The following is a 13,500-nucleotide window of genomic DNA, read 5'->3' as shown; positions in this document are numbered from 1 at the left end:
CAGGCAGCCTGTCAAGGTATTCGAAGAGTACCGTCAGGCGGCATAGGCGAGTGTCGCACTTCGAAGTTGAATTCGCGTTTTGGTGAGGGCAGTGGCAAGATGAACGACTCCGACCCCTCCATCAACCGCGACGGTTACGATCCCCGCTCCCGTGGCTGGTATCAGGAAGCCATGGCCAAGGGCGGCATGATCGTCACCAAACCCTACCTCGACGTGGCCTACAACATTCTGGTGGTGACCCTGGCCCAGCCGGCCCAGGGCGGCGTGGTGGGGGGGGATCTCTCCATCGCCTCCCTGGTGGATGACATCACCAAGATGAAGCTGCCAGCGGACGGCTTCGCCATCCTGATGCACAAGGATGGCACCGTCATCGCCTACAAGGATGCGGCCAAGGCGATGAAGCCAGCCAGCGAGATCGACAACGATCTGACTAATGCCCTGATCGAGCAGAGCAAGGCGAGCAACAGCCTGGTGCCTGCTTTCTTCGACAACGAGGGGCGTGACAAGCTGCTGTGGGCGACGGACATTCCGGACACCGACTGGGAGCTGGTGCTGGTACTGGACAAGAGCACCCTGGAGGCGCCGCTCTCCTCCCTGCTGATGACCCAGCTCGGCCTGGCCCTGCTGGTGCTGGTGGGCAGCATTCTCGCCATCTCCTGGCTGGTCAGCCTGCTGCTCGGTCCCCTCACCAAGGTGTCCCAGGCCCTGGCCCGCATCGCCGACGGTAACGGCGATCTGACCCAGCGCATCAAGATCGACGCCAATGACGAAGTGGGCCAGCTCGCCGGCAGCTTCAACCGCTTCGTGGGCAGCCAGCATCAGCTCATCGCCAACATCCGTCAGCTTGCCAACGAGCTGAACGCCGATGCCGAACGCAGTCTGGTGACCAACCAGGCCGCGGTGGAAGAGCTGCAGCGCCAGCAACAGGAGGTGACCATGGTCGCCACCGCCGTCACCGAGATGGCGAGTGCCACCATGGAGATCGCGGGCAACGCCGAGAACACCGCTGCCGCCGCCCAGCAATCCGCCCAGAGCAGTGAACAGGGCAAGATCCTGGTGAACCAGACTCGCCAGTCCATCAACAACCTGGCCGAGGAAGTGGGGCAGGCGACCGGCGTCATCGGTGAACTGAGCCGTCACGCTCAGGCCATCTCCGGCATCCTCTCCACCATCCAGGGCATCGCCGAGCAGACCAACCTGCTGGCGCTGAACGCGGCCATTGAAGCGGCCCGTGCCGGCGAACAGGGTCGCGGTTTCGCCGTGGTGGCGGACGAGGTGCGGGTGCTGTCGCGCCGTACCCAGGATTCCACTCAGGAGATCCAGTCCACCATCGAAACCCTGCAACAGACCACGGCCCGCGCGGTGAGCCTGATGCAGACCAGCCAGGGGCTGGCGGACAACAGCGTGAAGGATGCCGACGCTGCCGCTGCGGCTCTGGAGGAGATCACCCAGGCCGTCAGCCTCATCTCCGACATGGCGGGCCAGATCGCCACCGCCGCTGAGGAGCAGACCCAGGTGACCGGTGAAATCACCCAGAACACCACCGCCATCAAGGATGTGAGCGACGAGATCACCGCTTCCGCCATGCGCGACCTGGATCAGGCGCACAACCTCAAGGGGCGTGCCACCAACCTGAACCAGCAGGTGTCGACCTTTATTTTGTAAGGAAGGTCAGGCCGCAGTCCTACCGTGGCGTCAGTAAAAAGCCCCGCACCTTGGTGCGGGGCTTTTTGTTGCCTGCCGTCGGCCCCTTGGTGGGGCTCGGCTGCACCGTCGTGGCAGCGTAACCCGTGGTGCCCAAGCGTCCAGGGGCCAGCAAGCAAAGAGCCCACCGCAAGGTGGGCTCTGTCATACGGGGCCTGCGTCCGGGATCACAGGAAGGGCAGGGCCAGGAACAGCTTGATCACCACGGCGTTGATGATGTCGATGAAGAAGGCACCGACCATGGGCACCACCAGGAAGGCCAGGTGGGAGGGGCCAAAGCGCTGGGTGATGGCTTGCATGTTGGCAATGGCAGTGGGGGTGGCGCCGAGGCCGAAGCCGCAGTGACCCGCCGCCAGCACGGCCGCATCATAGTTGCGCCCCATGACCCGGAAGGTGACGAAGATGGCGTAGAGCGCCATCGCTACCGTCTGCACGGCCAGCAGTATGAAGATGGGCAGGGCCAGGCTTGCCAGCTCCCACAGCTTGAGGCTCATCAGCGCCATGGCGAGGAAGAGCGACAGGCTGACGTTGCCGAGCAGGGAGACCTCACGGTCGCTCACTTCGTGCCAGTTGAGCAGGGTGAGCAGGTTGCGCAGCAGCACGCCGACGAACAGCACACAGACGAAGATCGGCAACTCGAAGACGCCGCCCTTGAGGTAGAGGGCCAGCATTTCGCCCCCTTTCAGGCTGATGGCGATGAGTGCCAGGGTCTCGATCAGGCTGAAGGTGGTGAGCGGGCGCTCCATGTCCGGCATCTCGAAGCCCTGGGGGGCGCCGTCACGGTTGTGCTCCTCACCGGGCACCTGCACTTTCTTCACCAGATAACGGGCCACCGGGCCGCCGATGAGGCCCCCCAGCACCAGGCCGAAGGTGGCACAGGCAATCGCCAGCTCGGCGGCGGATTGCACGCCGTATTTCTCGGTGAAGATGGAGCCCCAGGCCGCCCCGGTGCCGTGGCCGCCGGATAGGGTGATGGAGCCGGCCAGCAGCCCCATGTGGGGATCCAGCCCCAGCAGGGTGGCCAGACCCACCCCCAGGGTGTTCTGCACCAGCAGCAGGCCGGTGACCACCAGCAGGAAGGTGGCCACCGCCTTGCCGCCGCGCTTGAGGCTGCCCAGATCGGCGGAGAGGCCGATGGAGGCGAAGAAGGTCAGCATCAGGGCCGTCTGCAGGCTGGTATCAAATTGCAGTTCGATCTGCAGGGTGGAACGCAGCACCAGCAGCACCAGGGCAACCACCAGGCCACCGGCCACGGGTTTGGGGATGTTGAAAGTGCGCAGGGGTCCTATCTTGTTGACCAGCAGGCGGCCAAGCAGCAGCACCAGGGTCGCGGCGACCAGGGTGGCGTAGGCATCAAGTTGTAGCATTCAGTGCTCCCATGTTGATCGGCTGTGTCTTTGGCGAGAAAGACTCACGGATCCAGCCGGGATGAAACAGAGTGGCGAACGCGCCAGTGACAGAGGGGCCGCAGCCCCGTCCCTCTGCAAAAGAGGGGGTCGACACGAGCCCGTGTTCGTCGGGCGTCCAGATGAGATTTGTGAAAAATCCGCCGGATAATAGCAAAAAACACCAAGTACATCCACATATGTCACATTAATGATTAAAACATGGTGTTAACATGGCATTTAAAACTGCCTCGCCGAGTGTGCTCCGGATCGCAACAATGCTGCTGCCGCTGTCATTTGCAGCGGCACTCTTTATAATTCGCCCGGTTCCGCCCCCACGGGAGGACACAGACCCTCAAGAGGTCTGCTGATGACCGATATTGAGCCCGCCCGCACCATCTGAAGGACGGGGGCTGTATCGGTTGAGCCCTGTTTGATTTGCCGGTTTCCAGTCCAGAGAGAGGAGAGGGTGTGAAGAAGTCCATCTACATTGCCTACACAGGCGGCACCATAGGGATGCAGCGTTCCGACCACGGTTATGTACCGATGGCGGGCTTCATGGAGGACTGTCTGGCACGGATGCCCGAGTTCCATCGACCGGAAATGCCCGATTACCATATCCACGAATATGCCCCCCTCATCGACTCTTCCGACATGACGCCGGCAGACTGGCAGCGCATCGCCGAGGATATCAAGGGCAACTACGACAAGTACGACGGTTTCGTCATTCTGCACGGCACCGACACCATGTCGTTCACCGCGTCTGCGCTCTCCTTCATGCTCGAAGATCTGCACAAGCCGGTCATCATCACCGGCTCCCAGATCCCCCTGGCCGAGCTGCGCTCGGACGGTCAGCAGAACCTGCTCAACGCCCTCTATATCGCGGCCAACTACCCGATCCACGAGGTGACGCTCTTCTTCAACAACCAGCTCTATCGCGGCAACCGCAGCAAGAAGGTGCATGCCGACGGCTTCCACGCCTTCGACTCGCCCAACTACCCGCCCCTGCTCAATGCCGGTATCGCCATCTCCCTGGAGGCAGGTGAGCTGGGCGTGCCGTGCGATCGCCCCCTGGTGCTGCACGACATCACCCCCCAGCCCATCGGGGTGGTGACCCTCTACCCGGGGATCTCGGCTGAGGTGATAGCGAACATCCTGCAACAGCCGGTGCGTGCGCTGATCCTGCTCTCCTTCGGGGTGGGCAATGCGCCCCAGAACCCGGCCATGCTGGCGCTGCTCTCCGAGGCATCTGCCCGGGGCGTCATCATCGTCAACCTGAGCCAGTGCCTGCACGGCAAGGTCAACATGGGGGGTTATGCCACCGGCAACGCCCTCTCCCGTGCGGGAGTGATCTCGGGCTTTGACATGACCGCCGAGGCGGCGCTCACCAAGCTGCACTTCCTGTTGAGCCAGGATCTGCCGGCGCCACGCATCCGCGAGCTGATGCAGCAGTCCCTGCGCGGGGAGTTGACCCCCTGACTTTCCCTCTCACCCTAACCCTCTCCCAGCGGGAGAGGGGATAGATCGAGGTGGCGAGGTTTGCCATGAAGATCGCCGGCAGGTGGCCCGCTGACTGCTCGCAGGTGCGTGCCAGCTCCCTTCTCCCCTGGTGGAAGAAGGGCCGGGGATGAGGGGGATGAGTCATCCTGCATAGAGAGGAAAAAAAGAGGGGAGCCATTATGGCTCCCCTCTTTCGTTTCGTTACCGCGATAGGTGACGTGCGGCCTGTCTCAGTGGCTAAGGTCGACCCGTACTATCTCTTCCTCGTCGCGATACTGACGCTTGAGCTCGCTCTTGCTCTTCATCACGATCTCGCCGTCACGGCCGATGTTCATGTGCTCGGGGTTCTCAAGGTGCATCGCCTGCCAGGCCATCACGGCCTGCAGGGAAGTGGCCTTCTGCTCCTCTGTGAGGGGCTTGCCATCCGGCCATTTGCCGAGCTCGACCGCAGTCTTGAGCCGCTCGTACACCTCTTTGGGCATCTGCGCTATCGCTTGTTGAAACGTCACTTGCTGAGACGACATCCGGCCTCTCCTTGAAAATTGAGCCATGAACACGGGTTCAGGCGGGCAGATCCTGTCGGACTATACCGGTAGATCCTGGCGGACTACGCCAGCCATCTGCTCCATCACCCGTACTACCTGACAACTGTACCCGAACTCGTTGTCATACCACACGTAGAGCACGCAGTGATCCCCCTCGGCGATGGTGGCCTGGGAGTCGACGATGCCCGCAAAACGGGAGCCCACCATGTCGGAGGAGACCAGCTCGGTGCTGGCACTGAAGTCGATCTGGCGATGCAGGGCCGAGCTCAGTGCCATCTGCTGCAGATAGGCGTTGAGGCTCTCCCGATCGGTGGTCTGTTCCAGCGACAGGTTGATGATGGCCAGGGACACGTTGGGTGTGGGCACCCGGATGGCGTTGCCGGTCAACTTGCCCTTGAGCTCCGGCAGCGCCTTGGCCACCGCCTTGGCGGTGCCGGTGCTGGTCATCACCATGTTGAGGGCGGCGCTGCGACCGCGGCGCTCGCCCTTGTGATAGTTGTCGATGAGGTTCTGATCGTTGGTGTAGGAGTGGACCGTCTCCACGTGGCCATGGCGGATGCCGTACTTGTCCTGCATCACCTTGAGCACCGGGGTGATGGCGTTGGTGGTGCAGGAGGCGGCGGAGACTATCTTGTCATCCGGGCCTATCACCTCGTGGTTGACCCCGAACACCACGTTCTTCATCTCCCCCTTGCCGGGGGCGGTCAGCAGCACCCGGGCGGCGCCGCGGGCCTTGAGGTGCTCGGACAGCCCCGCCTCGTCACGCCAGACGCCGGTGTTGTCAACGATCAGCGCATTGTCGATGCCGTAGGCGGTGTAGTCGATGTCGGCCGGGCTGTTGGCGTAGATCACCTGGATGAAGGTGCCGTTGGCGATGATGGCACTGCGTTCTGCATCCACCTCGATGGAGCCGTTGAAGGGGCCGTGCACCGAATCGCGGCGCAACAGGCTGGCACGCTTCTCCAGATCCCCGTCGCGACCGCCGCGCACCACGATGGCGCGCAGGCGCAGGGAGTTGGCGGCGCCGGTGCGCTCGATGAGCAGACGGGCCAGCAGGCGGCCGATGCGACCGAAGCCGTAGAGCACCACGTCGGTCGGGGCGGGCACGGCACTGCGGTTCAGGGCCGGTGCCAGCTTGGCGCGCAGATAGTCCTCGATGCCGGCTTCATCCTGGTGATCCTGCCAGTAGCCCACGGCCAGTTTACCGAGATCGACTTCGGCGGCGGTGGGGTTCAGGGCGACGATGGCGCGCAGGAGAGGGAAGCTTTGCTGGATGGGCAGCGGGGTGCCCTGGTGGCGGCGAACGACCCGGTGGGCCTTGAGGATATCGATGGTGGAGGCGTTTTGCAGCGGGCGTCCGTAGAGGGTGATCTCTATCCCTTGCTGTCGGTAGAGGCGACCTATCAAGGGTTGCATGGCTTCGGCGAGCTCCTGGCTCTCCTGCCACGCCTGCAAGTAGTGCTCGTGGGTCATTAACCAGATCCTTTTATTTCACGTTGTTGAAGCAAGTTGCCTGGGCAAATTGAAATTCGTCGAAGGCAGATCAGTGTAGGGCTGATGGTTTCGTTATATTATTCTGCAATCGCGGCCTTATACGGCGCGCGCATTGTAATGGATATGTAGCCTGTTTGCTAGTTGGCGGTGGCCGGTGCGGGTTGCGATTGTTATCAACCAGATGTGAACCATGACCCTATTCTCACAGCGTCCGTTACTGCTTTCCCTCGCTTGTTGCCTGACGTTGACGGCCTGCGACGACGACAGGATCCACAACATCTGCTCCCAATATCCCGCCCTGTGCGCGGACCTGGTGGACGACGGCTGGTGTCGCTATGAGCGCAGCGACGTCATTCGCGGTCGTTACTATCTCCAGGAAGAGGGGACGGACAGGCGCAAGTACGATCTGATGCGCGGCCTGGAGCGTTATCTGCAGTGCGCCGAGCACTCCACCAACATCGAGTACAAGCGGGCCAGGGAGCAGAAGAGCCCCAGAGTGGAAGGGATGCTGGCCGCCGGCCGTCAACTGGAGCAACTGGATGCGCAGACCCGGGGTTCCCGAGATCCCTACCTGTTGCTCTGGCACTGGACCAACAACACCAGTCCCGAGGCCCGCGCCAGCTTCCTCGCGCAGGAGGGGACGCCGAGCCTCGAGGAGCCCGAGCTGCAACTGGCGCTCGGCGGCATTTATGCCAAGAGCGAGCCCGAGAAGGCCATCAGGCTGATGCACCATGCGCTCTCCCTCTATCGGGAGGGGGACAAGGTCAACAGCCGGATCCTCACCGCCCTCAGCACCCTCTACATGGGGCAGAAGCGATTTGATCAGGCCTATCTGTGGGGCAAGGTGAGCGAGTCATTCCAGGAGAGCCCCGAGGTCTCCGCCACCCGGCTCGGCATTTACCATGCCATCGGCAAGGAGGATCAGGAGACGCTGGACGACCAGGCGGCCACCATCGTCGATGCACTCAGGCAGGGAAGCTACCGCACACCATGAATCCGACCCTGTCAGAAGCCCGGGAGTGGGCCCATCCCTTCGATATCCGCCTCGTGCACGGCCAGATCCGCGGCGAGGACAGGGTGCTTGAACGGGCCACGGTGAGGGCCGTGGTGATGCGTGGTGATCGACTGCTGCTGGTGCACTCCCGCGTCAATGGGGATCTCATGTTCCCCGGGGGCGGCATCGAGCACGGGGAGGCGCACGATGCGGCCCTGGCCCGGGAGCTGCGGGAAGAGTGTGGCGCCGAGCTGGTGGCCGTGGGCCCCCTGCTGGGAGAGACCCGGGAGTATCGTGCCGCGCGCGAGCCGGATTACGATGCCTACTGCATCCGCTCGTCCTATTACCTCTGCCGGGTCGGGGAGGACTGGAGTGCACCGCGCCCCCAGCCCTACGAGATCCGGCTCGGCTTTACGCCGGGCTGGTTCCCCCTGGCCGAGGCACTGCAAACCAACAAGACCCAGCTGGCGGGTCCCTGTCCCCAGTGGACGGCGCGAGAGACCCGGGTGCTGGCAGAGTTGCACCGCTGGCAAGCGTCCGGCTTGCTGACCTGACAAGGCCGCTTGCCCCATAAAAAAACCGCCTGTCGGCGGTTTTTTTATGGCTGTCCCCGGCGTCAGGGGAGACAGACCGGGCAGAAGGCGTAGGTGCCCTGGGGATCGTTGAAGCGGGTCAGCGGGTCCAGAGTGCGGTTCATCTCCAGCAGCGCCTTGCCAAGCCCGGTGGGCAGCCAGCTTTGCAGGTGCGGGGCCAGCGCCTGGGCGCTGCTGTCAAACAGCTCGCGCAGGAACTTGTCCCTGGCCGACTCTTCCGGTGCGATGGGGGTGACCTGCCAGCTCTTGAGGTTGGCGAGATCGGCGGCCGCCTTGAGGGCGTCATCCAGATTGCCAAACTCGTCCACCAGCCCCAGTGCCTTGGCATCCTGCCCGGTCCAGACCCGGCCTTCGGCGGCTTTTTCCGCCTCTTCCGGGCTAAGGCCCCGGCCCTTGCCCACCAGGCCGACAAAGCGCTGATAGGTGTCTTCCACGCTCAGTTGAATGGCTTCACCCACGTGATCCGGCAGGGCGCGGGTCAGCCCGACCCCCACGAAGTCGGTGGTGCCGACGCCGTCGGTGTGTACCCCGTACTGGGAGAGCGCCTTGTCGATGGTGGCGAACATGCCGAACACCCCGATGGAACCGGTGAGGGTGGTGGGGGAGGCGAAGATCTTGTCCGCATCGGCGGAGATCCAGTAGCCACCGGAGGCGGCGTAGCTGCCCATGGAGATGACCACCGGCTTGCCCGCCTGTTTCAGGGCCAGCAATTCGGCGCGGATCTGCTCGGCGGCGAAGGCGCTGCCGCCGGGGCTGTCCACTCGCAGCACCACGGCTTTCACCTGATCGTCACGGCGGGCCTCGGCCAGCAGATCGGCAAGGCTGTCGCCACCGATGGTGCCGGCAGGCTGGACGCCATCCATGATGGCGCCGCTGGCGGTGATGAGGCCAACCTCATCCTTGCCGCTCTGGGGGTACTGTTCCGGGATGGCGGCCAGATACTCTTTCAGGCCCACGCCCTTCCAGCCGTGATCATCGGCCTCGCCCACTTCCTTGATCACCGCCTGGGTCATCTCGTCGCGGGTGGCGAGCTGATCCACCAGACCGTTATCGAGGGCGTAGCTGGCCGCATTGCCACCGGCCTTGCGCAGCAGTTCGAGGAAGTGATCCTTGTTCGGTGCCACGGCATCCGGCTCGATCTCCCGTTGCTCCGCCACGTCGGCCACATAGGATTGCCACAGCTGATCCAGCCAGCGCTGGTTCGCCTCCTTGCTCTCGGGGGACATCTCGTCCCGGGTGTAGGGCTCGACGAAGGACTTGTAGGTGCCGACCTTGAAGACGTGCGGGGTGATATTGAGCTTCTCCAGTGCCGACTTTATGTAGGTCTGGTAGACACCCAGCCCCTCGATCAGCACGGCACCACTCTGGTTGAGCAGCACGTGGTCGGCGTGGGCGGCGAGCAGATAGGCCCCCTGGCTGTAGTAGTCCGCCATGGCGATGACCGGCTTGCCGCTCTCCTTGAAGGCGTCGATGGCGGCCGTCACCTCCTGCAGTTTGGAGAGGCTGGCCCCTTGCAGACCCTGGGGCTTGATCACCAGCGCCTTGATGCGATCGTCATTCCCCGCGCTCTTGATGGCCCACAGCAGATCGGAGAGGACGATTTCGCTTGGCTGCTCGTCCCCCTTGTCCATCTGCCTGAGCAGTTGCACCGTGGGATCGGTCTGGGTGCGCTGTTCTACCAGCACACCGGAGAGATTGAGGGTGAGCGCCCCCTCGATGGGGGTGCTTGGGGTCTCGCTCTGGCTGACGCTGAAGACGATGACCAGCACGACGAGAAGAAACAGCAGGTTGACCAGCATCAAGCGGGTAAAGTTGAGCAGGCGCCAGAGGCTGCGAAAGAGCCATCCCAGACCTTTGAAAATAGACATAGCTGCGTTGTCGCCCTGTTAATGGGTTGAGAGCAGCCATTATTAACCAGTTGCGCAGCCAATTGCCATTTCCCCTTGAGTCGACTGCCCCCCGCCACTTCGGAACACGGCTGTTCGCTGAAAAAATGTCCAAACATTTGTTTGAAAAAGAGTTTTCGATTCTTTACTCTAGCTCCAGTTTGATAACAAAAAATTAACTGAAAGGCCCGATGAGCCGGCCCCATCTCCACCCACCCCCTTCTTTTTACTGCCCGTCACCCGAGGCAGCCAGGAAGGCTGGAGCATGACCCCGTGCACATCGACCTCGACAAGGAGTGCATCATGAGCCGTTATCCCACGCTGCTGACCCCCCTCGATCTGGGTTTTACCCAGTTGCGCAACCGCGTACTGATGGGGTCCATGCACACCGGCCTCGAGGAGGAAAAGGGGGGCTTTGACAAGCTGGCCGCCTTCTATGGTGAGCGGGCCCGTGGCGGGGTCGGTCTCATCGTGACCGGCGGTATCGCCCCCAATTTGCGGGGGCGGCTGGTGCCCCACGGCTCTCAGCTGAGCTTTCCCTGGCAGGTAGCCAAACACCGCAAGGTGACCGAGGCAGTGCACCAGGAAGGGGGCAAGATAGCGCTGCAGATCCTTCATGCGGGCCGCTACGCCTACCATCCGTTCAGCCTGGCGCCGAGCGCCCTCAAGGCTCCCATCTCCCCGTTCAAGCCGCGGGCCATGAGCGAGCGGCAGATCCGCGGCACCATTCGCGACTTCGCCGCCACTGCGGCGCTGGCCAAGGCGGCCGGTTATGACGGGGTTGAGGTGATGGGGTCGGAAGGCTATCTCATCAACCAGTTCATCTGCGAGCGCACCAACAAACGCACCGATGGCTGGGGCGGCAGCAGTGAAAACCGCATGCGCTTCCCGGTGGAGATTGTCCGCGCCATGCGGGAGCGGGTGGGCACGGATTTCATCATTATCTTCCGCCTCTCCATGCTGGATCTGGTGGAGCAGGGCTCCTCCCTGGAGGAAGTGATCGCACTTGGCCGGGCACTGGAGCAGGTGGGGGTCACCCTCATCAACACCGGTATCGGCTGGCACGAGGCGCGCATTCCCACCATCGCCACCAGCGTGCCGCGCGGTGCCTTCAGCTGGGTGACCGCCGAGTTGAAAAAGCACCTCAAGGTGCCCCTCATCACCACCAACCGCATCAACACCCCCGAGGTGGCGGAGCGCATCCTGGCGGGGGGGGAGGCGGACATGGTCTCCATGGCGCGCCCCTTCCTGGCGGACCCCGAATTCGTCATCAAAGCGGCTGAAGACAGGGCGGACGAGATCAATACCTGCATCGCCTGCAACCAGGCCTGCCTCGACCACGTGTTCAAGCAAAAGCGTGCCTCCTGCCTGGTCAATCCCCGCGCCTGTTTCGAGACCGAGTTGACGTTTGGCCGGGTGCCCCAGCCCAAGAAGCTGGCGGTGGTGGGGGCGGGTCCTGCGGGGCTGGCGTTTGCCTGCTACGCCGCTGAGCGCGGCCATCAGGTGAGCCTGTTCGATCAGGCGAGCGAAATCGGCGGCCAGTTCAACTTTGCCAAGCAGATCCCGGGCAAGGAGGAGTTTCACGAGACCCTGCGCTACTTCGCCAAACGGCTGGAGAAGTGCGGCGTCGAGCTCTATCTGGGCCAGCGCCAGAGTGCCGAGAGCCTGCTGGGCGGCGGTTTTGACGAGGTGATCCTCGCCACCGGCATCCGCCCGCGCACTCCCAATATCCCGGGTATCGAGCACCCCAAGGTGTTGAGCTATCTGGATGTGCTGCGGGATCACAAACCAGTCGGCCAGGCAGTGGCGGTCATCGGCGCCGGCGGCATCGGCTTTGACGTGGCCGAATACCTGGTGGAGAAGAGAGGATCACCGGATGCCGCAAGCCATCGCGATCACTGGCTCAAGGAGTGGGGCATCGACAAGCAGCTCGGCGAGCGCGGCGGCTTGACTACCCCCGAAATCGATGCCCCCGAGCGCCAGATCTGGTTGCTCCAGCGCAAGGAGAGCAAGGTGGGCGACGGCCTTGGCAAGACCACCGGCTGGATCCATCGCACCGTGCTCAAGAATCGCAAGGTGCAGATGCTCTCCGGCGTCCAGTATCTGCGTATCGACGATGCCGGGCTTCATATCCAGGTGGGCGACCAGCAGCAGTGCCTGCCGGTGGATCAGGTGATCATCTGTGCCGGACAGGAACCCCTCAAGGAGTTGCAGGCTGGTCTGCAGGCTGCTGGCAAGCCGGTGCACATCATCGGCGGTGCCGACGTGGCCGCCGAGCTGGATGCCAAACGCGCCATCCGGCAAGGGGCGGAGCTGGCTGCCGTCATCTAGCCTCCCGACCCTTTCGTATCCTGACAAACCCCCTGAACCCCAGGGGTTTTCTTCATCCAGTGCTGTGCTAAGGTAGCGCCATCATCGCCTTTGACAAGGAACTGCCCCATGGATGCCCTCCATCTGTTACTCAATCGCCACTCCTGTGGTCGTCTGGCCGAGCCTGCCCCGAGTGGCGAAGTGCTCGACAATATCCTCAAGGCCGGGCTGCGGGCGCCGGATCACGGCACTCTGACCCCCTGGCAGTTCATCCTGTTCGAAGGGGAGGGGCGTGAGCGCCTGGGGACATTGCTGGCCGATGCCGCCCATGCCCGTGGCGAGGATGCGGACAGTGTCGAGAAGTGCCGCGCCGCGCCACTGCGTGCTCCCCTGGTGATCGCGGTGGCGACCCGTTATCAGGCGCACCCCAAGGTACCGAAACTGGAGCAGGAGCTCTCTGCCGGTTGCGCCCTGATGGCGATGCAGATGGCGGCCCAGGCCCAGGGCTTCAACGGCATCTGGCGTTCCGGCTGGTTCATCTTCGACGAGCAGATCCATGGTGCACTGGGGCTGGCACCGGAGGATCAACTGGTGGGCTTCCTCTACCTTGGCACCCCCATGCTGGAGGCCCGCAAGCTGCGCGAGCTGCCCATCCAGGACTTCGTGCGCAGCTTCTGAAGCGCATAACGCCAAAAGCCCTGATTATTCAGGGCTTTTTTGTTTTCTGACAAAGCCGTCAGGCTGTACTGATAAATACGCACTTGCCAAGAGGGTAGAAGGGGGTTGACCGGACATTTTTTGAATTGTGAGAGATTCTTCTCACTCCTGGTTTATTACGCTATGTAAAACGTTTGCGCCACGTTATTATCCCACTGCCAGTTTAGAAGGTGACCCCTTCTAATTTTCTGCGATGAGAGTCGCAATTCCGTAGCACCTTTTTAGAGCCCAATGTCTTGATGACATTGGGCTTCATTTTTTGTAGGGCTGGCACGTCAGCGTTCTTTCTCCTCTGCCTCTTCTCTACCTCACCCGGCCTCTTTGTGGCGATCTTTTGCACAGCCATTGATGTGGCCTCGATTGGAATCAGGA

The 13,500-nt window shown here is 62.7% G+C and carries 10 protein-coding genes; 6 read left to right on the top strand and 4 right to left on the bottom strand.

Going from position 1 to position 13,500, the window contains the following annotated elements:
• Positions 1–1,665: methyl-accepting chemotaxis protein (locus PG892_RS01380; protein WP_270825090.1), on the top strand; the 1,665-nt coding region annotated here is incomplete at its 5' end.
• Positions 1,666–1,871: 206 nt separating this feature from the next.
• Here the strand turns inward: PG892_RS01380 and gltS are convergent.
• A complete protein-coding gene (gltS, locus tag PG892_RS01375; RefSeq protein WP_041215692.1) occupies positions 1,872–3,071 on the bottom strand; it encodes a sodium/glutamate symporter in 1,200 nt (399 codons plus the stop codon).
• Between the two features lie 489 nt (positions 3,072–3,560).
• Here gltS and ansA point away from each other — a divergent pair, with 489 nt between their 5' ends.
• On the top strand, positions 3,561–4,568 hold the full coding sequence (gene ansA, locus PG892_RS01370; protein ID WP_010675424.1) for an asparaginase: 1,008 nt from the start codon (positions 3,561–3,563) through the stop codon (positions 4,566–4,568).
• A 251-nt stretch (positions 4,569–4,819) separates the two neighbouring features.
• Here ansA and PG892_RS01365 read toward each other — a convergent pair whose 3' ends face one another.
• Positions 4,820–5,113, bottom strand: a complete 294-nt coding sequence (locus PG892_RS01365; RefSeq protein WP_010675423.1) for a YeaC family protein — start codon at positions 5,111–5,113, stop codon at positions 4,820–4,822.
• 60 nt (positions 5,114–5,173) lie between these two features.
• Positions 5,174–6,607, bottom strand: coding sequence for a glyceraldehyde-3-phosphate dehydrogenase (locus PG892_RS01360; protein ID WP_270825089.1), 1,434 nt, complete (start codon positions 6,605–6,607; stop codon positions 5,174–5,176).
• 211 nt (positions 6,608–6,818) lie between these two features.
• Between PG892_RS01360 and PG892_RS01355 the strand changes: the two genes are divergently transcribed.
• Together PG892_RS01355 and PG892_RS01350 are read left to right on the top strand one after the other, a co-directional pair.
• On the top strand, positions 6,819–7,622 hold the full coding sequence (locus PG892_RS01355; RefSeq protein WP_270825088.1) for a DUF2989 domain-containing protein: 804 nt from the start codon (positions 6,819–6,821) through the stop codon (positions 7,620–7,622).
• A complete protein-coding gene (locus PG892_RS01350) occupies positions 7,619–8,176 on the top strand; it encodes an NUDIX domain-containing protein (protein ID WP_048207040.1) in 558 nt (185 codons plus the stop codon). The genes PG892_RS01355 and PG892_RS01350 overlap by 4 nt, the downstream gene beginning before the upstream one ends.
• A 62-nt stretch (positions 8,177–8,238) precedes the next feature.
• Here PG892_RS01350 and sppA read toward each other — a convergent pair whose 3' ends face one another.
• Entirely contained in the window at positions 8,239–10,083 is a 1,845-nt protein-coding gene (gene sppA / locus PG892_RS01345) for a signal peptide peptidase SppA (RefSeq protein WP_210556605.1), read from the bottom strand.
• A 321-nt stretch (positions 10,084–10,404) separates the two neighbouring features.
• On the opposite strand from sppA, the gene PG892_RS01340 reads away from it, so the two are divergent.
• A complete protein-coding gene (locus PG892_RS01340) occupies positions 10,405–12,432 on the top strand; it encodes an NADPH-dependent 2,4-dienoyl-CoA reductase (protein WP_210556603.1) in 2,028 nt (675 codons plus the stop codon).
• Positions 12,433–12,540: 108 nt separating this feature from the next.
• A complete protein-coding gene (locus PG892_RS01335; RefSeq protein ID WP_010675416.1) occupies positions 12,541–13,089 on the top strand; it encodes an NAD(P)H nitroreductase in 549 nt (182 codons plus the stop codon).
• Positions 13,090–13,500: the final 411 nt, after the last annotated feature.

Origin of the sequence: Aeromonas sp. QDB68, from assembly GCF_027707405.1 — a bacterium.
In the GTDB taxonomy this organism is placed as follows: Bacteria; Pseudomonadota; Gammaproteobacteria; order Enterobacterales; family Aeromonadaceae; genus Aeromonas; species Aeromonas caviae.
The sequence above is the reverse complement of the archived record's forward strand: the minus strand, read 5'-3'. Positions and strand labels throughout refer to the sequence as shown.